Origin of the sequence: Pseudomonas entomophila, from assembly GCF_029478665.1 — a bacterium.
Lineage (GTDB): Bacteria > Pseudomonadota > Gammaproteobacteria > Pseudomonadales > Pseudomonadaceae > Aquipseudomonas > Aquipseudomonas entomophila_F.
Genome location: NZ_JARPQB010000040.1, coordinates 58,407 through 78,106 on the forward strand (window position 1 = coordinate 58,407; position 19,700 = coordinate 78,106).

Consider the following 19,700-nt stretch of genomic DNA (forward strand, 5'->3'; position numbering starts at 1 on the left):
GGCTTCGCCAGCAAGGCTGGCGCCTACAGGGTCGGGCGCGGGCGTTCGCTGCGCCGCTTGGCCATCGCCGCCAGGCGCACCGCGACATTGGCCGCGCCATACCCGGCATAGCCGCCCTTGCGCTGGATGATCTCGAAGAAGAAACGCTCCTCGAACGGCTCGGTGTACACGTGGAACAGCTCACCGCCCTGGGCGTCGCGGTCGTACAGCACGTTGTAGTACGCCAGCTCGCTCAGGAACTCGTCGTCGAACTCGAACCGCGCCGCCAGGTCGTCGTAGTAGTTCAGCGGGATTTCCAGCAGCGGCACCCCGGCCTCCTTGGCCCGCACCACCTCGCGGAAGATGTCGTCGCAGTCGAAGGCGATATGGTGCACCCCCGAGCCCCGGTAGCTGGACAGCGCGTGGGCGATGGCCGTGTTGCGGTTCTCGGAGATGTTCAGCGGCACCCGCAACGTGCCACAGGGGCTACGCAGCGCGCGGCTCTTGACCAGGCCGTAGGGGTCGGGGAGCACCACCTCGTCATCGGCGGTGAAGTCGAACAGGCTCTTGTAGAACAGCACCCAGCTGTCCAGCGCCTCGGCCGGCAGGGCCAGGGCCATGTGGTCGATCCGTTGCAGACCACCGGTGCCCTGTACGCCCGGCGCAAGGTGAAAATCGCTGTCGTAGATGGTCTGGCCGTGGGCCTCCTGCTCCACCAGGTACAGCAGGCTGCCATCCGGCGCGCGCACCGCCGGGATCTGCCGCTCGTTGGGGCCGACCAGGCCGCGGAAGGGCTGGCCTCGGTAGGCGGTGGCGCGCTGCAAGGCCGCCTGGCCGTCCTTCACCCGCAGGGCGGTGGCGCACAACGACGGCCCATGGGCCTCGAAGAAATTGTGGGCGAAGGAATAGGGTTCGGCATTCAGCACGATATTGATGTCGCCCTGGCGCAGCAGGCGCACCGCCTTGCTGCGATGCTCACCCGCCTCGGCGAAGCCCAGGCGCTTGAGCCACACCCCTAGCCGCGCGCCCACCGCCTCGTCGACCGCGAACTCGAGGAACTCCACGCCGCCGTAGGTGCTGGCCGCGGGCGGCGCGAACAGCACGCCGGGCTCCACCTGCCGCGCTTCACGCTCGAGCTGGCGACGGGTCTTCTCCTCCAGGTACAACAACGAACGCAGGCCGTCCGCGGCATTCTGCCGGGGCGGCGCCGCGCGGAAGCCATCGTTGAAGATTTCCAGCGACAGCGGGCCGCGATAGCCGGTGGCGAGTATCGGTGCGAGGAAGCCGGCCAGGTTCAGCTCGCCCTGCCCCGGGAAACAGCGGAAATGCCGGCTCCACTCCAGCACGTCCATGGCCAGGATCGGCGCGTCGGCCATCTGCACGAAGAAGATCTTGTCGCCAGGGATATCGCGGATGGCCCGGGGGTCGCCCTTGAGCGACAGGGTGTGGAAGCTGTCGAGGATCAACCCCAGCGCCGGGTGATCAGCCTGGCGCACCAGGTTCCAGGCCTGCTGGTAGGTGCTGACGTGGCGGCCCCAGGCCAGGGCCTCGTAGCCGATGCGCAGGCCGCGATCGCCGGCATGCTCGGCGAGCAGGCACAGGTCGTCCACCAGCAGTTGTTGGTCGCCCAGGGCATCGGGCTGCACGTTGCTGCACACCAGCACCAGATCGGTGCCCAGTTCCTGCATCAGGTCGAACTTGCGCTCGGCGCGGTCGAGCTGCTTGTGCAGGCGGTCGCGGCGGCAGCCTTCGAAGTCGCGGAAGGGTTGGAACAGGGTGATGGCGATGCCGAGATCGGCGCACATCTGACGCACCTCGCGCGGGCTGCCGGCGTAGTACAGCAGGTCGTTCTCGAAGATCTCGACGCCGTCGAAACCCGCGGCGGCGATGGCTTCGAGCTTTTCCGGCAGGGTGCCGCTGAGGGACACGGTGGCAATCGAACGCTGCATGCTGGGGTTCCTTGTTGTTGTGGGGCGTTCCTCTGTAGGAGCGGCTTCAGCCGCGATGCGGGTATCGCGGTGCCTTGCGGGTGATCGCGGCTGAAGCCGCTCCTACAGAGGTCGTGCCAGGCCGATGACGCGTCGACCGGCCTGGCACGACCGATTATTCGCAGGTAAAGTCACCCCGGCAACGAACTTTGTACGGAACAGTTAGTTTTCGTTCGATTACCGAACAAAACCCGTTCCGGCGAATTGATTCACCCACCCCCGTGAACAACCATGAACAGCAGTCGCAGGCCCGCCGGCCTTTCTCGCTGCCACGCCGGTCGTTCGGCGGGTCCTGCGCCGCACCGCCCAACGTCACCACATAATAAGTTCAATAAAACGGGTACCGACCTATGCTCACGTTCCTCGCCCTGCGATCCGCACCGCCACGTTCGTCTTCTCCTTATCGTCCTCCGGTTCACGCGCCCCGTGCGCGCTGACCTTCCGGCCACCGACAAGCACAACGGAGACAACATGGCCCGCTCAAGCTCCCAAGCCAAGAAAGCCACCGCCAGCGGATGGATCGGCTCTGCCCTCGAGTACTACGACTTCTTCATCTACGCCCAAGCGGCGGCGCTGATCTTCCCGCAGATCTTCTTCCCCTCCACCGACCCGAAGATGGCCATCATCGCCTCGCTGGCCACCTACGGCGTCGGCTACCTGGCCCGCCCGGTGGGCGCCTTCGTGCTCGGCCACTGGGGTGACACCCGCGGGCGCAAGAACGTACTGCTGCTGTGCATGTTCCTGATGGGCCTGTCGACCATGGCCGTGGGCCTGCTGCCCACCTACCACGACATCGGCCTGCTCGCCCCGGCGCTGCTGGTGCTGCTGCGCCTGGTCCAGGGCTTCGCCGTGGCCGGCGAGATCTCCGGCGCCAGCTCGATGATCATGGAGCACGCGCCGTTCGGCCGCCGTGGCTACTACGCCAGCTATACGCTGCAGGGCGTGCAGGCCGGCCAGGTGATGGCGGCGGCGGTGTTCCTGCCGCTGGCCTACTTCATGCCGAGCGAGGCCTTCAACGAATGGGGCTGGCGCATTCCGTTCCTGATGAGCGCGCTGGTGCTGGTGGCCGGCTTCATCATCCGCAAGGAGGTCCACGAAACCCCGGCCTTCGTCCAGGAAGAGCAGCAGGCCAAGGTGGCCAAGTCGCCGATCAGCGAAGCCTTCCGCCACAGCTGGAAGCACATGGTGCTGGTGATGTTCATGGCGCTGATGAACGTGATCCCGGTGGTCGCCACCATCTTCGGCGCGGCCTACGCGGTGCAGCCGGCCTACGGCGTCGGCTTCGACAAGAGCGTGTACCTGTGGATCCCGGTGGTGGGCAATATCGTCGCGGTGCTGGTGATCCCCTTCGTCGGCAACCTCTCCGACCGGATCGGCCGCCGCCCGACCATGATCGCCGGTTGCCTGGGCTCAGGCCTGCTGGCGTTCGTCTACCTGTATGCGATCAGCATTCAGAACGTGCCACTGGCTTTCGCCGCGTCGATCGTCATGTGGGGCATGGTCTACCAGGGCTACAACGCGGTGTTCCCAAGCTTCTACCCCGAGCTGTTCCAGACCCGCTACCGGGTCTCGGCCATGGCCATCGCGCAGAACGTCGGCACCATGCTCACCGCCATGCTGCCGGCGCTGTTCGCCACCGTGGCGCCACCGGGCTCGGACAACATCCCGCTGGTGGTGGGCGGGCTGGCGTTCTTCATTACCTGCGTATGCGCGTTCGCGGCATACCTGGCGCCGGAGACCCACCGGCTGGCCATGGAAGACCTGGGCAACCCGCAGGCAACGCCCATGGCGCAGGAAGCCTATGAAGCCAACCGCAAGGACAGCCTGAAAGCGTTCGGGCATTGAACGCCCGGGCCAGACCTGTCGCGCACTGACAGGCCTGGCCCATCCAGATGATTGACTCCCCTCGCGTTCGATGGTCAGATGCGCGCCAGTTTCAGGTGTCCTGCGCCGCCGCGCGCAGGGTGAAACGGGAAGCCGGTGAGTCGTTTCTTGCGACAAGTCCGGCGCTGCCCCCGCAACGGTAAGCGAGCGAACCCTTCGACACACCACTGTGCACACGCATGGGAAGGTGAAGGCTTCACGACCCTCGCAAGCCCGGAGACCGGCCTGAAGCCTTACTTGGCAACCCGCGGTGGGCGGGCGCAGGCCGGTCATCGCGTGCGCGCCTGCGTATGTGGTGCGCCTTTGCGTGTTTTCCACCGGGATCCATTCATTCCTGCAGCAGTGGAACGACATGTCCCGACTCAACAAGCTTCACACCCTGGCGGCCTGCCTGGCCGTCTCGCTCCCGGCCCTGGCCGACGACCACGAGGGTGCCCCGCTCACCCTGCCCGCCACGGCGGTCACCGAGACCCGCGAACCCTCGACCATCGACCTGGCCACCCCGACCCAGGCCGGTTCACGCTTGAACCTCAGCGCCCTGGAAACCCCGGCCAGCACCAGCAGCATCAGCGCCGAACAGATCCTGCAACGCAACAACCTCACCGTACAGGACGCTGTGACCCGCTCCCCGGGCATCACCTTCATCGGTACCCCGGGCGATGGTGGCACCGGCCTGTCGGCACGCGGTTTCAGCGGCCAGGGTTCGGTGATGACACTGTTCGACGGCGCGCGCCTGTACACCGGCGCCGGCACCCTGACCTTCCCGGTCGACCCGTGGATGGTCGAGCGCATCGACGTGCTGCGCGGCCCGGCGTCGGTGCTGTACGGCGAAGGCGCCACCGGCGCGGTGGTCAACGTGATCCCGAAAAAGCCGTTCGCCGGCGAGATCCACAACCGCCTGCGCCTGGGCTACGGTTCCTGGGACCGCCAGCAGCTGGGGCTGGACAGCGGCGGCAGCCTGAGCGAACGGCTGAGCTACCGGGTCTCCCTCAACAAGCAGGAAGGCAACGGCTGGGTCGACCGCACCGACTCGCGCAACCTGTCGCTCAGCGCCGCCCTGCGCTTCGATGCCAGCGACGACCTGAGCTTCACCCTCGCCCACGAGCGTGGCGACGCCGAGCCGGCCAACTACTACGGCACGCCACTGATCGACGGCCACTACCGCGACAGCTTGCGCAAGAAGAACTACAACGTGCAGAACGACGTGCAGCGCTACCACGACGAGTGGACGCGCCTGACCACCGACTGGACGCTCAGCGACACGGTCTCGGCCAGCAACCAGCTGTACTACATCAAGAGCCGCCGCCACTGGCGCAACGCCGAGGACTACACCTGGAACGCCGATGAGGGCCTGCTGCAACGGGGCAGCTACCTGGAGATCAAGCACAACCAGGAGCAGTTCGGCGACCGCCAGAGCTTCACCTTCGACCACGGGCTGTTCGGCCTGGCCAGCAAGACCGTGGTCGGTATCGAGTACAACAAGATCCGCTTCAACGTCGACAGCAACGCGCCCTACAACGACGACGGCGTCGACCTGGTCGACCCGTGGAGTCCGGCCCCGGGTGGGTTCCACAGCGCCTCGCCGCTGCGCCCGCAAAACCTTTCCACCACCCACACCGTCGCGCTGTTCGCGGAAAACCGCACCCAACTGACCGAGCGCCTGTCGCTGGTCACCGGCGTGCGCCGCGACCAGAACCATATCGACCGCGACAACCTGGTCGACGGCTCGCGCAGCGACGTCAGCCTGCGCGGCGGCAACTGGCGCGCCGGCCTGGTCTATGCGCTCAGCGATGACCTGTCGGTCTATGGCCAGTACTCCACCAGTGAAGACGGCGTCGGCAACCTGATCAGCCTCAGCCAGAAGCAGATGGACTTCGACCTCACCGAGGCAAAGCAGACCGAGCTGGGCGTCAAGCAGCGCTTCTGGGACGGCCAGGGCGAATGGACCCTGGCGGCCTACCACATCGTCAAGAAGAAGCTGCTGGTCTACGACCCGGCCAGCAAGACCCAGCAGCAGGCCGGGCAGCAGACCTCCGACGGCCTGGAAGCCTCGCTGGAACTGGCGCTGGGCAACCAGTGGCAGCTGTCGGCCAACGCCGCGCTGGTGCGGGCCAAGTACGACGAGTACCTGCAGAACACGGCGCAAGGGGTGATGGACCGTGCCGGCAACCGCCCCGCCAACGTGCCGCGGCGCACCGCCAACCTGTGGCTGAGCAAGGGCTTCGGCCAGACGGTGGATGCCGGCGTGGGTTTGCGCTATGTCGATGAGCGCTATGCCAGCGTCGACAATGAACAGTCCGCGCCGGGCTACACCGTGGTGGATGCGAACCTCGGCTGGCAGGTGCTGCCGGACGTGCGCCTCGGCCTGCAAGTGAACAACCTGTTCAACCGCGACTATGTGGTTTCGGCCCACAGCGGCGAGCAATGGCTGCTGGGCGCGCCGCGTTCGTACTTCGCCACGGTCGACTACAGCTTCTGATCAATCGGCCGGGGGCCTTCCTGTGGGCGCCCGGCCAACAGACTCTCGAAATGCTGGGGCTCAGCACTGACGCATGCGTCTATCCTGCTGATTGCCAGCATTTTGGCATTGCCCTCGCCTCGCCAATGGTGTCGTATATGGCCCCAGATCAAACGGTGCAGGATTGCAGGGAGTGAGTGGATTGAGCAGTGACAGCAATGATCGGACGCCGTGGGAAGACTCCATCATTCTCGCATTCCGCGACATGCAGTGGATGAGGAGGCAAAACGCCAACTACGAAGCACTGGTCTCGGCCCTTCGTCAAAGCGACACCCTTGAGGGCGAAACGCTTCTGAAGAATTTCCTGATCCAGACACGTACCCCTCCACCGTTGCTTGCAAAGCTCGATGGCCATGCGGAAACCGCCAGTGGCGACACCCTCACGGCGATCAACCAGCGCTTTTTCCTGCTGGAGTTCAAAGCCAGCAAGGGCAAACTGCGTACTGAAAAAAAGAAGTTCATGCACGAGCTGATGACGTTCGTCGATCCTGTCGGAGATAGGCATTTCGTGGACTTGTCACGACAGGGTCATTTCGTCGTCTACCCCACGTTTCCCAAAGCCCCGCCCCTCGCACAGCAAGGCTTCCTGCCCGTGCATGAGTCTCGGCTCGAGACGCAGCCGTATCTGGACGCATTGCGCGGAAAACAGTTGCTCCCACCAGGCGACAAGCGCAAGCACATCGCACCTGCGAAGGCGGATGAAGTGCTGTGGGATGCGTCCCAAGGGCTCACCCTGGAAGAAATGGCCTGCTACCTCGACGCCCTGTGTTACGCACATTCGGAGGACGGCTCTACCCACCCGATGAAGGCCGTGATCGCCACGCCTGATGGCATTTTCTGGCCAATTGCCGATCTCTCGCAATTGCTTCACCTTGCCCAGCATTTTCAAGTCAGCCCATCCGCAAGCAAATTGTCCCTCCAGTTCGTGAAAGGGATGATGCGCATGACCATGAGCAAATTCAGGGCACGAGGGTCACAGAAAACGTTGGGCACCGACAACAAGCAAGACAAGTCGCTCGACAGTGGATACAACTCAAGCCCCGCGCCGTAGTGTCTCGCGATACAAACTGAATAATCTCGTACCGCCGTATGTGTAAGGAAATACCATGGCTGCTCCCACCGATTTGTCACTGATGAACGACATCATCGCGCCACTCAAGGAAGCGCAACCACTGTTGTACGTTCTTGGCGTGGCACTCCTCATGTTGCTGGCCTGGCTCAGGGCCGGCTCCGCGCACTTCCTGCTGCAGCGGATCTGGTGGTTGATCGCCGGCAGCAAGCGCTTCAACGATGACCAACTGAACGAGCATTGGAAAGCCCTGCGTGACGTCGAAGGCATGCGCTTTCTCACGCGCATCCGCTTCCCCAACACCCGCGCCGCAAACCGGGCGCTGGCGCTGATCGAGCAACATGACATCGCCCTGAACGACCTGACCCGCGCCAGGCACTTCTTCGACCCCGAAACCACACGGATGAAAGAGCCGGGCCTCGCCTCGCGCAAGCGCTCGGCCGTGGCCGTACTCGTGCTGGTCATGATCGTGCTCATGCCTGCCTCCTACCTGTTCGGCCAGGACAAGGCACTGTTGGCGGTCAAGAAGTCCGGAACCAACTTCTGGACCAACGGCCAGACGGCTGAGCCTCTGCTTGGAAACAGCTGGCAACTCACCGCGGAGCACTGCAAATCCGGCCCACCGGTACTCGCTCCCGAGGACAACCAGGTCATCTGCGAAATCCTCACCGATCCACCGCAGGAACACCTGCAACGCCTGACCCGGAGCCAGCGCATCTTCGGAGGGAGCGTGAGCCTGCTGCTGATACTGGGTATCTGCGTGATCTGCCAGCGGCTGGCGACCGCCCAGCTGGCCGACAAGCTCTATCGCAAACTCAACCCGCCCACTCCCTGCACCTGCCAGGCGAACGCCAACGGCTGAACAGCCCTGTCGCCCGCCGGTCTGAACCCTATCGGCCCGAACCTTCAAGGAGTCTGAACATGAGCAAGCACCCTTACCAGCCGCCCAAGGTCTGGACCCACGAGGCCCCGTCCGGCGGCCAGTTCGCCAGCATCAACCGCCCGGTGGCCGGCCCGACCCACGACAAGGACCTGCCCGTGGGCAAGCACCCGCTGCAGTTGTACTCGCTGGCCACGCCCAACGGCGTGAAGGTGACCATTCTGCTCGAAGAGCTGCTGGCCCTCGGCCACACGGGCGCCGAATACGACGCCTGGCTGATCCGCATCGGCGAAGGCGACCAGTTCGGCAGCGGCTTCGTCGGGGTCAACCCCAACTCGAAGATCCCCGCCCTGCTCGACCGTAGTGTCGAGCCGCCGGTACGGGTGTTCGAGTCCGGCTCGATCCTGCTGTACCTGGCCGAGAAGTTCGGCGCGTTCCTGCCCACGTCGCTGGCCGCCCGCGCGGAAACCCTGAACTGGCTGTTCTGGCAGATGGGCTCGGCGCCGTACCTGGGCGGCGGTTTCGGCCACTTCTATGTGTATGCGCCGGAAAAGTTCGAGTACGCCATCAACCGCTTCACCATGGAAGCCAAGCGCCAGCTCGATGTGCTCGACCGCCGCCTGGCCGAAAGCGCCTACCTGGGCGGTGACGAATACAGCATCGCCGACATCGCCGTGTGGCCGTGGTATGGCCAGCTGGTGCGCGGCAACCTGTACGGCGCGGCCGAGTTCCTGGCGGTGCACGAGTACCCGCACGTGCAACGCTGGGCCGAAGCCATCGCCCAGCGCCCGGCTGTGCAGCGCGGTACCCGGGTCAACCGCACCTGGGGTGACGAAGCCAGCCAGGTGCCGGAGCGCCACTCGGCGGCCGACCTGGGCTGACCCTGGCGCAACGATCGGGATTTACACCTCACCCTGTAGGAGCGGCCTTTAGCCGCGAAAGGGCCGCAAAGCGGCCCCGGCGATCTATGTAAATGCTGAAACCCTGGGGCCGCTGCGCAGCCCTTTCGCGGCTGAAGGCCGCTCCTACAAGGAATGTGCAGCGCGGCCTGAATGCCATGCTGCAACGAACCATTTCCCCGCTGCATGCCTGCGCCCGACGAGACCTTCTTGCTACACTCGCCGCCATGATTTCCACCTGCACAACTGGTGACAGCATGATCGAGGTAACCGAGGTTTCCATTGCCGAGCTGCGCGACGCGCTCGCGTCTGGCCGCACCACTGCGGTCGAGCTGGTGAAGGCCTACCTGGCGCGCATCGACGCCTACGATGGAGCCGACACCGCCACCGCCCTCAACGCCGTGGTGGTGCGCAACCCTGAAGCACTCAACGAGGCCCAGGCCTCCGATACCCGTCGCGCCCAGGGCCAGACCCTCGGCCCGCTGGACGGCATCCCCTACACCGCCAAGGACAGCTACCTGGTCAAGGGCCTGACCGCCGCCTCCGGCAGCCCGGCGTTCAAGGACCTGGTCGCCCAGCGCGACGCCTTCACCGTCGAGCGCCTGCGCGCCGGCGGCGCCATCTGCCTGGGCAAGACCAACATGCCGCCCATGGCCAACGGCGGCATGCAGCGCGGCGTCTATGGCCGCGCCGAGAGCCCGTACAACGCCAACTACCTGACCGCGCCGTTCGCCTCCGGCTCCTCCAACGGCGCCGGTACCGCCACCGCCGCCAGCTACAGCGCCTTCGGCCTGGCCGAGGAAACCTGGTCCAGTGGCCGTGGCCCGGCCTCGAACAATGGCCTGTGCGCCTACACCCCGTCGCGCGGGGTGATCTCGGTGCGCGGCAACTGGCCGCTGACCCCGACCATGGACGTGGTCGTGCCCTACGCGCGGACCATGGCCGACCTGCTGGAAATTCTCGACGTGGTGGTGGCCGACGACGCCGACACGCGCGGCGACCTGTGGCGCCTGCAACAATGGGTGCCGATCCCGGCCGCCTCCAGCGTGCGCCCGGCTTCGTACCTGGACTTGGCGGCGAACGCCGACTCGCTCAAGGGCAAGCGTTTCGGCGTGCCACGCATGTATATCAACGCCGACGCCGAAGCCGGTACTTCCGAAAAGCCTGGCATCGGCGGCCCGACCGGCCAGCGCATCCACACCCGCGCCAGCGTGATCGACCTGTGGCAACAGGCGCGCCAGGCCCTGGAAGCGGCCGGCGCCGAAGTGGTCGAGACCGACTTCCCGCTGGTTTCCAACTGCGAGGGCGATCGCCCCGGCGCGCCGACGGTGTACAACCGCGGCATCGTCAGCAAGGCATTCCTGCATGACGAGCTGTGGGAGCTGTCCGGCTGGGCCTTCGACGACTTCCTGCGCGCCAACGACGACCCCAAGCTCAACCGCCTGGCCGATGTCGACGGCCCGCAGATCTTCCCCCACGACCCGGGCACCCTGCCCAACCGTGAGGACGACCTGGCCGCCGGCATGGACGAGTACGTCAACATGGCCAAGCGCGGGCTCAAGGCCTGGGACCAGATCGCCACCGTGCCCGATGGCCTGCGCGGCCTGGAACAGACCCGCAAGCAAGACCTGGAAGACTGGATGGACGAAAAGGGCCTGGACGCGGTGCTGTTCCCGACCGTGGCTGACGTGGGCCCGGCCGACGCCGACGTCAACCCCGAATCGGCGGACATCGCCTGGAGCAACGGTATCTGGGTGGCCAACGGCAACCTGGCGATCCGTCACCTGGGCGTGCCGACCGTGACCGTGCCCATGGGCGTGATGGCCGATATCGGCATGCCAATGGGCCTGACCTTCGCCGGCCGTGCGTACAGCGACAACAATCTGTTGAAATTCGCCGCTGCCTTCGAGTCGACCGGCTCCCGGCGCATGATCCCGCCGCGCACACCGAAGCTGGGTTGATTCACAGGCCAAACCCTGTAGGAGCGGCCTTGTGCCGCGAAAGGGCCGCAAAGCGGCCCCGGCGATCTTCGCTTGAACACTGATTCTGGGGGCTGCTACGCAGCCCTTTCGCGGCACAAGGCCGCTCCTACAAGGATCGCGCTAGGCTTGAGGCTGGCGTGGTCAATGGGTTTCCGAGCAAGCTGGTAAAATTCAACAAATTATGCAAATATCAACTTTATGTTGATACTTGCATGATGCCATGACCCCCACCCAAGAACGCCAACTCACCCTCACCGTCCTCAAGGCCACGCTCCAGGCCCTGGGCAGCGTCGCCCCGCGCAACCTGGAAATCCTCCTGCACGACCTCGACCACCCGGAACGCTCCGTGGTGGCCATCGTCAACGGCCACCTTTCCGGGCGCCAGGTCGGCAGCCCGATCCTCGCCGCCCCCGAGCAGGACCAGGGTTTCAAGGCCTTGATGCAGGCCTCCGCCGACCAGCAAGGCAGTGAACCGGTGGTGCTGCCCGACTACCCCACCACCTTGAAGGGCCGCACCTTGCGCAGCGCCACGGCGATCTTCCGCGACCGCCACGGCCACCCCTTCGCCAGCCTGTGCGTGAACACCGATGTCACCGGCCTCGACGCGGCCATGGCCTTCCTCCAGCACTTCCAGCCCCTCGGTGCCACGCCTGCGCCAGCCACCGCCGGCGAACCCGCCGACATGAGCGTGCTGATGGCCGAGATCATCCAGGCCTCGTTGCAGCGCAGCACCCAAGGCCGGATGAACAAGCAGGCCAAGGTCGAGGCGGTGCGCGTGATGCAGGAGCGTGGCCTGTTCATCGTCAAGGGTGGCGTGGAGAAGGCCGCCGAAGCCCTCGGCGTGACCCGCTACACCATCTACAACTATCTGGAGCAGCTGCGCGGCGAACCCGCCCCGGCCGCCCGCGACTGACGCCACGGAGCCCCCCATGCCCTTGCATATCGCCACCCCGTTGATCGAGTCCCGCCCACTGTCGCTGGCCGCCGGCCGCCCGGTCTGGCTCAAGCTCGAAGCCCTGCAGCCGTGCGGTTCGTTCAAGCTGCGCGGCGTCGGCCATGCCTGCGAAACGCACCATGCCCGGGGCGCCCGCCATTTCGTCTCCTCGTCCGGTGGCAACGCCGGGCTGGCGGTGGCCTACGCCGGGCGCAAGCTGGGCGTGCCGGTCACCGTGGTGGTGCCCGAGACCACCACCGAGCGCGCCAAGGCGCTGTTGCGCCTCGAAGACGCCACGGTGGTGGTCCAGGGCGGTTCATGGCAGGAAGCCAACGCCCATGCGCAGACGCTGCTCGGCCCAGGCGACGCCTTCATCCATCCCTTCGACGACCCGCTGCTGTGGCAAGGCCATGCCAGCATGATCGACGAAGTGGCGGCGGCAGGCTTCAAGCCTGACGCGGTGGTGCTCTCGGTCGGCGGTGGCGGGTTGCTCTGCGGTGTGGTCGAGGGCCTTGAGCGCAACGGCTGGCAGGATGTGCCGGTGCTCGCCGTGGAAACCGCAGGCGCCGCCTCGCTACACGCGGCCATCGCCGCCGGGCATACCGTGGAACTGCCGGCCATCACCTCGGTAGCCACCTCTTTGGGCGCCAAGCGCGTGGCTGAGCAGGCAATGACCTACGCACTCACCCACCCGCTGCACAGCCACCTGGTCACGGACCGCGAGGCACTCGAGGCCTGCGAACGGTTGCTGTTCGACCACCGGCTGCTGGTCGAGCCTGCATGCGGCGCGGCGCTGGCCTTGCTGAACCATCCCGAGGCGCTGCCTGCGCAAGGCAATGTGCTGGTGATCGTCTGCGGCGGTGCCACAGCCACCCTGGAGCAGATCCGCACCTGGCTCGACCAGGCGAGCTGAGCGCGTTCGAGCCGGGCAGAAGGCCCGGCTTGAATTCGAGGGGTGCAGGGCCATCGCGTATCGCTATATACTTTTGAACATAGCGATTCAGAAGTCCCTGCCATGCCCAGTATCCGCGACCGCAACCTGCAACTGATCCTCGACGCCGCCAGCGAAGAGTTCGCCCTCCACGGTTTCAATGCCTCCCGCGTCGACGACATTGCCACCCGCGCCGGCCTGCCCCGGGCCAACGTGTTCTACTACTTCCGCACCAAGCACACGCTGTATGCCGCCGTCCTGGACACGGTCATGGAACCGCTGCTGCGCGCCTCCCAGACCCTGGCCCCCGACGCCAGCCCCGAGCAGGCGCTGCCCCGCTACCTCAAGGCCAAGGCCGCGGTCGCCCGGCGCCACCCGCATGCCGCGCGGGTGTGGCTGCGTGAACTGCTGCATGGCGCCCATCACCTGCCGAGCCAGCGCACCGAAGACATGCGCCACAGTGCCCGGCAAAGCCTGGCCTGCCTGAGCACGTGGATGGATCGCGGCCTGATCGCCCGCGCCGCGCCCGAGCACCTGCTGTTGTTCCTCTGGTCCGCGCCCCTGGCGGCCTTTCGCTTCGGGGCATTCGCTGGCGGTGGGCACAGGCCGACGCCCGCCGCCACACGCTCGATGACCGCCATGCTACTGCGTGGCCTGCAACCCGACCGGCACCCGTCATCGCTATATCGCTAAATAGATAGCGATAAGCCCCGCTGGGCAAAAAATCAGGTGATCAGCGGCTACGCAGCAGCAACGCCGCCAACGCGCACCCCAGCAGCGCCACGCACGAGAGGTAGAAGGCATCCGAGTAGGCCATCAGGTAGGCCTGCTCGCGCACGCTGCGGTCGATCAGCACCAGGGTCTGCATCACCTCGGGCGACTGCGGGTCGACCATGCCCCCCGGCAAACGCGCCTGCAGCGCGGCATCGAACGCTGTCAGCCCCTCCCCCACCCGCACCGAATGAAAGCGCTCGCGTTGCGACACCAGTTGCGTCAGCAGCGCCGTACCCAGCGCGCCGCCCAGGTTGCGCAACATGGAGATCAGCGCCGAAGCGGAGCCCGCCTGCGCCTTGTCCAGCCCTTTCACCGCCAGCACCGACAACGCCACCATGATCAACGGCTGGCCGATGCCACGCACCACGGTCGAGGGGATGATCACATTGCTGCCCGAATCCACCGTCAGTTGCGCGCCCAGCCAACAGCCCAGGGCCATGATCGCGAAGCCGCTGGCCACCAGCAGCTTGGCGTTGAGCCAGCGCATCAGCCGCGGCAGCAAGGGCGCCAGCAACAGCTGGACCAGGCCATAGGCGATCAGGCTCTTGCCGATCTCGCTGGCGCTGTAGCCCTGCACCAGCGACAGGTAGTTGGGCACCAGGAACACCAGGCCGAAGGTCGCCGCGCCAAACACTGCCATGGCCAGGCTGGAAACGCCGAAGTTGTAGCTAGCCAACAGGCGCAGGTTGATGAACGGCCGTGCCCCCCACAGCTGACGCTGGATGAACAAGGCCAGGGCGACCACCGCGACGATGCTGAAGGTGACGATGAAACGCGAATCGAACCAGTCCTTGCGCCCGCCCTCCTCCAGCACCACCTGCAACGCCCCCAGGCCCAGCGCCATGGCCACGATGCCCAGCCAGTCGGCCTGGCGCAGGGCACTGCGGTCGCCGGCCTGGCCCTTGATCGACCAGGCCACCGCCGCCAGCAGCGCCATACCGGGTGGCAACTGCAGGAGGAAGATCCAGCGCCAGGAATACATGTCGGTCAGCCAGCCACCGATCGACGGGCCGGCGGCCTGGGCCACGCTGTTGGCCAGGCTGAACAGCGCCATCCCCAGCGGGATGCGGCTGGCCGGCAGCTCGGTGATGATCAGTTGCATCGACAGCGGAATCAGCACCGCGCCGGACGCCCCCTGGATCACCCGCAACGCGATCATTGCTTCCAGGCTGGGGGCCAGCGCGCAACTCACCGAACTGACCAGGAAGATCGCCGAGCCCACCAGCATCACCCGGCGCAACGAAAACACCCGCACCAGCCAGGCGGTCAACGGAATCATGCTGATCTCGGCCACCAGGTAGGCGGTGGAGATCCACGAGCCCTCCTCGAAGCTCGCGCCCAGCGCGCCCTCGATCTCGGGCAAGGCGGCGCTGGTGACATGTACGTTCATGCCCGCCATGAAGCAGCCGAACAAGCCACCGATCACCGCCACCCAGGCGCGCGCGCTGACGTTCTGCTCAGCGCTCATGACGTGCCTGCCGTGTATCCACGGTGGCGATCACCGACATGCCAGGCAGCAACCCGGGCGCGTCGTCGGCGGCTGGGTCGAGGTGGATACGCACCGGGAAGCGCTGGACGATCTTGGTGAAGTTGCCGGTGGCGTTGTCCGGCGGCAGCAAGGCGAACACCGCGCCGGAGCCCGGCGACAGGCTGTCGACCGTGCCCCGCCAGTGCTGGCCGAACGTGTCCACCTCGAGCGTGACCGGCTGCCCCGGGCGCAGGTGGGCCAGTTGGGTTTCCTTGAAGTTGGCGACCACGTAGGCCTGCGCCACCGGCACCACCGCCAGCAGCGGCAGGCCGGGCGTGACGTACTGCTGCTGGCGCACCTTGCGCTGCCCCACCACGCCATCGAACGGTGCGCGGATCTCGGTATCGGCCAGGGCACTGCGGGCCAGCGCGGCTTCGGCGCGGGCCTGGTCGAGGTCGGCCTGGCGCTGCGCCAGCTCGGCCTCCAGTTGCCGCCCCTGCTGGGCCAGCACCGCCTTGCGCGCCTGCTGGCGGGCAAGCTCGGCATCGGCGGCGCGTTGCAGGGCGTGGGCCTGGATGCTTGTGGCGCGGGCCTGCTCCGTGCGCTGCACGCTGGCGGCCTGCCATTCGGCCAGGCGCTGGTAGCGTTGCCAATCCGCCTCGGCGCGCTGCGCCTCGCCCCGGCTGCCGCCGCGCTCGGCTTCGGCGCGGGCGATGGCCTGGACCTGTTCGTCCTGTTCGGCGGCGAAGGTGCGCAAGCGCATGCGCTGCACCTGCACGGCCGCCTCGCTCACCGCCAGGCGCGCCTCGGCCTTGCGCAGGCGATCAAGAAAGTCGCGTGCATCCAGACGCACCAGCAGGTCGCCGGCCTTGACCGGGGCGTTGTCGGCCACCGCCACCTCGGCCACATAGCCGCTGACCCGTGCGCTGATCGGCGCCCAGTCGGCACGCACATAGGCGTCGTCGGTCTGCTCCAGGAAACGCCCGTCCAGCCACCAGTAACCGCCGTAGGCCAGCAGCGACAGGCCGACCACGCCGGCCAGGCCGAAGCGCAGCCAGCGCTGTCGGCGCCGGGCACGGGATTGTTCGAGGGTAGGCTGTGGGTCTGGGCTGACCGCCTGGTTCATGCTGGGCTCCTTCCATTGGGGGAGCGCCAGCGTAAGGAATCTGCGCCTGTCGTTCGCGCGTGAATTGGCAGGCAATCGTCGTGAAATGGACAACAACCTGATCGAAGGGGCTGACCGCGCCGGCCCCATTCGCCGGCAAAGCCGGCTCCTACAGGTACAGCGCTGAATTCAGAGGATTACTCCTGCAGGAATGCCACTACGTGCTCCGCCGCGGCGGCCGGATCCTCCTGCATGAAGCAATGCCCGCCCGCCACCTGCTGCGCGGTCACCTGGGCATTGAGGCTGGCCAACCGCCGTACCGAGTGCGGCACGAAGGGATAGGTGTGTTCACCATAGAGAATCCGTGTCGGGGTCTGGATACGCGTCAGGCTCTGCCACATGCGCTCGGGGAACGAGCTGAAGATCTCCACTTCGCGGCTGGGCCGGCACTTGAGCACCACGCCTTCGCCGCATTCACCGATGGCATGCTCCACATAGGCCTGCAAGGCAGCGTCATTCCAACCCTTGAAGATCCCCCGGCCCTGCAACGACGCCAGCGCCGCCTCGCGGTCAGGCCAGTGGCTGCGCCGGGTCGCGGCCTTGCGCGCCAGGGTGTGGCGACGGTGCAGGCCGACCATCGCCGCCGCCCCCATCATGCCGATCATGCCGCGGCTGAACAGCACCGGGTCGAGCAATACCGCGCGCTGGAACAGCCCAGGCTCGGCCGCCAGGATCAGCCCGGTGAGCACCCCACCAAAACTGTGGCCCACGGCAAACCGCGGCACCTCGCCATACTCGCCACGCTCGGTTGCGAACGCCTCCACCGCCAGCGCCGCCGTGCGGTTCCAGCCGCGGAACACGCCACCATGGTCGCTGTCGCCATGGCCCTGGACATCACTCAGCCACAGGTCGAAATGCTCGCCCAGGCGCAGCAGCAGCGGCTGGTAGGCCAGGCTGCAGAAACCATTGCCATGCAGGAAGTGCAATAGCGGCCGGCCACTGGGCGGTGTGCGCCAACCGCGCAGGGTGAAGCCTTCGGCGCATTCATGGGACCAGGGAATCAACTCCATCGACTGCACTCATTGCTTCAGGAAAACGCCGATTCTACAAACAGCAGCGGATACAGTGAAATCACCAGCAGCACGGCCATCAGGACATTGAACAGCACCACCGCGCGCGGGTTGCGCAACAGGTTGCGCAGCGCACTGCCGAACATCACCCAGATCCCCACGCTGGGCAGGTTCACCAGGGCGAACACCGCAGCGATGACGATGACGTTGAATACATAGCCCTGGGCCGGTGTGTAGGTGGTGATTGCGCCCACCGCCATCACCCAGGCCTTGGGGTTGACCCACTGGAACGCCGCCGCGCCCCAGAAACCCAGCGGTTTGCGGCCACTGGCCATGTCACCGGACATCGGCCCGGAAGTGGCGATCTTCCAGGCCAGGTACAACAGGTACGCGGCGCCCGCATAGCGCAGGATGCTGTACAGCGGCGGCCAGGCCTTGAACACCTCGCCCAGCCCCAGGCCCACCGCCAGCACCAGCACCATGAACCCGACGCTGATCCCCAAGGCATGGGGGATGGTGCGACGCACCCCGAAATTCACCCCCGAGGCCAGCAACATGGTGTTGTTCGGGCCGGGGGTGATGGACGAGACGAAAGCAAACAGCACGAAGGCGCTGAGCAGGTCGAGAGAGGCAAGCATGGCGGGCATTTCCGTTTTCTGGTTATCGTGTGGTCACACTAACGGAGCCCGGCGGCAATCGACCGGTACAGTTTGTGAAAATTGCACAGATACACCTTACTGATACGGTCCGTAGTCTTTCACAAGGAAGCCATGCCATGAGCCTGACCATCCGCCCTGCGGTGCGCGGCGACGCCCAGCAGATTCTTGCCTTCATCACCGAACTGGCCGACTACGAACGCGCCCGCCACGAAGTGGTGGCCACCCTCGCCGACATCGAGCACAGCCTGTTCGACGAAGGCAGCACCGTGCGCAGCCTGATGTGCGAGCGCGACGGCCAGGCGATTGGCTTTGCCGTGTACTTCTACAGCTATTCCACCTGGCTGGGGCGCAATGGCATCTACCTGGAAGACCTCTACGTGACGCCCGAGCAACGCGGTGACGGTGCCGGGCGCAAGCTGTTGCGGCACATTGCCCGTGAAGCGCTGGCGAACAACTGCGGGCGCCTGGAATGGAGCGTGCTGGACTGGAACGAACCCGCGATCGGTTTCTACCAGTCGCTGGGCGCGCAGCCGCAGGATGAGTGGGTGCGCTACCGGTTGGATGGCGAGCGGTTGCGACAGTTTGCCGAAGGGTGATGCATGCGGGTCGCGAAATAATCGTATCCATCTGATTTTTCAAGATTTCTGTAGGAGCGGCTTTAGCCGCGATCACCCGCAAGGCGGGTGCCTGACACCGCGTTGCCTGCATCGCGGCTAAAGCCGCTCCTACAGAGGGCTCTGTTCTCCACGTGACAACGCAGCCTTCCCGGCCTGCACCACCCTGTAGGAGCGGGCTTGCCCCGCGATCACCGGCGTAGCCGGTGCCATGCGAAATATATATTCGAGAATACCTCTACCATATTTTTAGCACTGCGAAATGAAACGCCATCATCCCCAAACTAAAAACAACAAGAGACACATATTCAACCAACGTCAGGTTATCCAATGAAAACACGACAAAGCCATGACCACTTATCAATTCGAAATAAAATCCGCCCAGCGTTACCGCATAAATTACAGACCCCCAGCGCTGCCAACCTGCAACCAAACCTCTAAATACGAATTTAGTCAATGCGAGTGTGACAGCAATATCAAATAGCGCAACCAGCACCAACTGCAGAATGTTCAACTAATGTCACACCCCACTCACCTAACATGGAACACATGAAAAATAATCATCCCCACACATACCGCCATCACCGTATAGAAATTCCACACAAAGCCTGCCCCATAATCAAATGAAAATACCACCACTCCCTTCCCACCAAAAATCCCCACATAAATTGCGCTCATTGTCACCCCATAAAGGTTAGACGAGACTCCAACCACTCTGCTACTTAGAGAGCGCCGCCACAAGAAACGGGAGATGCCAACATCAAAAAAGACAAATCCCAGCAAGCTAAACCATGTCAATCTTTATACTCATCATAAAGCTGGCACCCAGTATTTCCGTTCTCAGGGCCCTCAAATTAGACCCAAGGCGAATACATCCGCAAAAGGGCAAAATAGCTTTACCCCAAACAATAGAAGCTCCTACAGAGGACTCTGTTCTCCACGTGGC

Annotated in this window: 16 protein-coding genes and 1 riboswitch; of the genes, 10 read left to right on the top strand and 6 right to left on the bottom strand. The window is 65.3% G+C overall.

What is annotated here, in order from left to right; genetic code table 11:
• Nucleotides 1–23 precede the first annotated feature (23 nt).
• Nucleotides 24–1,928 (bottom strand): 3-dehydroshikimate dehydratase QuiC, encoded by a 1,905-nt coding sequence (quiC, locus tag P5705_RS19240; RefSeq protein ID WP_277462554.1) that lies wholly within the window; start codon nt 1,926–1,928, stop codon nt 24–26.
• A 510-nt stretch (nt 1,929–2,438) separates the two neighbouring features.
• Here quiC and P5705_RS19245 point away from each other — a divergent pair.
• The 9 genes from P5705_RS19245 (at nt 2,439) to P5705_RS19285 (ending at nt 13,757) form a co-directional block, all read left to right on the top strand.
• Nucleotides 2,439–3,812 carry an MFS transporter gene (locus P5705_RS19245; protein WP_277462555.1) on the top strand — a complete coding sequence of 458 codons (1,374 nt, stop codon included), beginning with the start codon at nt 2,439–2,441 and terminating at the stop codon, nt 3,810–3,812.
• Nucleotides 3,813–3,888: 76 nt separating this feature from the next.
• Nucleotides 3,889–4,094: riboswitch (cobalamin riboswitch) on the top strand.
• 109 nt (nt 4,095–4,203) lie between these two features.
• Entirely contained in the window at nt 4,204–6,330 is a 2,127-nt protein-coding gene (locus P5705_RS19250; protein ID WP_277462556.1) for a TonB-dependent receptor, read from the top strand.
• Between the two features lie 181 nt (nt 6,331–6,511).
• Nucleotides 6,512–7,420 carry a hypothetical protein gene (locus P5705_RS19255; protein ID WP_277462557.1) on the top strand — a complete coding sequence of 303 codons (909 nt, stop codon included), beginning with the start codon at nt 6,512–6,514 and terminating at the stop codon, nt 7,418–7,420.
• A 55-nt stretch (nt 7,421–7,475) separates the two neighbouring features.
• Nucleotides 7,476–8,300, top strand: a complete 825-nt coding sequence (locus P5705_RS19260; protein WP_277462558.1) for a DUF6216 family protein — start codon at nt 7,476–7,478, stop codon at nt 8,298–8,300.
• A gap of 59 nt (nt 8,301–8,359) precedes the next feature.
• Nucleotides 8,360–9,199 carry a glutathione-dependent disulfide-bond oxidoreductase gene (gene yghU, locus P5705_RS19265; RefSeq protein ID WP_277462559.1) on the top strand — a complete coding sequence of 280 codons (840 nt, stop codon included), beginning with the start codon at nt 8,360–8,362 and terminating at the stop codon, nt 9,197–9,199.
• A 275-nt stretch (nt 9,200–9,474) separates the two neighbouring features.
• Nucleotides 9,475–11,178 (top strand): amidase, encoded by a 1,704-nt coding sequence (locus P5705_RS19270; protein ID WP_277462560.1) that lies wholly within the window; start codon nt 9,475–9,477, stop codon nt 11,176–11,178.
• Between the two features lie 241 nt (nt 11,179–11,419).
• Nucleotides 11,420–12,112 (top strand): helix-turn-helix transcriptional regulator, encoded by a 693-nt coding sequence (locus tag P5705_RS19275; protein WP_277462561.1) that lies wholly within the window; start codon nt 11,420–11,422, stop codon nt 12,110–12,112.
• A 16-nt stretch (nt 12,113–12,128) separates the two neighbouring features.
• Nucleotides 12,129–13,046: a pyridoxal-phosphate dependent enzyme gene (locus P5705_RS19280; protein ID WP_277462562.1), complete on the top strand. Its 918-nt coding sequence runs from the start codon at nt 12,129–12,131 to the stop codon at nt 13,044–13,046.
• A gap of 102 nt (nt 13,047–13,148) precedes the next feature.
• On the top strand, nt 13,149–13,757 hold the full coding sequence (locus P5705_RS19285; protein ID WP_277462563.1) for a TetR/AcrR family transcriptional regulator: 609 nt from the start codon (nt 13,149–13,151) through the stop codon (nt 13,755–13,757).
• A 40-nt stretch (nt 13,758–13,797) separates the two neighbouring features.
• Here P5705_RS19285 and P5705_RS19290 read toward each other — a convergent pair whose 3' ends face one another.
• From P5705_RS19290 to P5705_RS19305, 4 genes are all read right to left on the bottom strand, one after another.
• A complete protein-coding gene (locus P5705_RS19290; RefSeq protein ID WP_277462564.1) occupies nt 13,798–15,306 on the bottom strand; it encodes an MDR family MFS transporter in 1,509 nt (502 codons plus the stop codon).
• The gene (locus tag P5705_RS19295) at nt 15,296–16,432 is read right to left on the bottom strand and encodes an HlyD family secretion protein (protein WP_277462565.1); all 1,137 of its coding nucleotides are present in this window, start codon (nt 16,430–16,432) and stop codon (nt 15,296–15,298) included. Before P5705_RS19295 ends, P5705_RS19290 begins: the two co-directional genes overlap by 11 nt.
• A gap of 176 nt (nt 16,433–16,608) precedes the next feature.
• Entirely contained in the window at nt 16,609–17,481 is an 873-nt protein-coding gene (locus tag P5705_RS19300) for an alpha/beta fold hydrolase (RefSeq protein ID WP_277462566.1), read from the bottom strand.
• Nucleotides 17,482–17,498: 17 nt separating this feature from the next.
• Nucleotides 17,499–18,128 (bottom strand): LysE family translocator, encoded by a 630-nt coding sequence (locus P5705_RS19305; protein ID WP_277462567.1) that lies wholly within the window; start codon nt 18,126–18,128, stop codon nt 17,499–17,501.
• 128 nt (nt 18,129–18,256) lie between these two features.
• On the opposite strand from P5705_RS19305, the gene P5705_RS19310 reads away from it, so the two are divergent.
• A complete protein-coding gene (locus tag P5705_RS19310) occupies nt 18,257–18,736 on the top strand; it encodes a GNAT family N-acetyltransferase (protein WP_277462568.1) in 480 nt (159 codons plus the stop codon).
• Nucleotides 18,737–18,992: 256 nt separating this feature from the next.
• On the opposite strand, the gene P5705_RS19315 is transcribed toward P5705_RS19310, so the two are convergent.
• Nucleotides 18,993–19,268, bottom strand: coding sequence for a hypothetical protein (locus tag P5705_RS19315; RefSeq protein ID WP_277462569.1), 276 nt, complete (start codon nt 19,266–19,268; stop codon nt 18,993–18,995).
• Between the last annotated feature and the right edge of the window lie 432 nt (nt 19,269–19,700).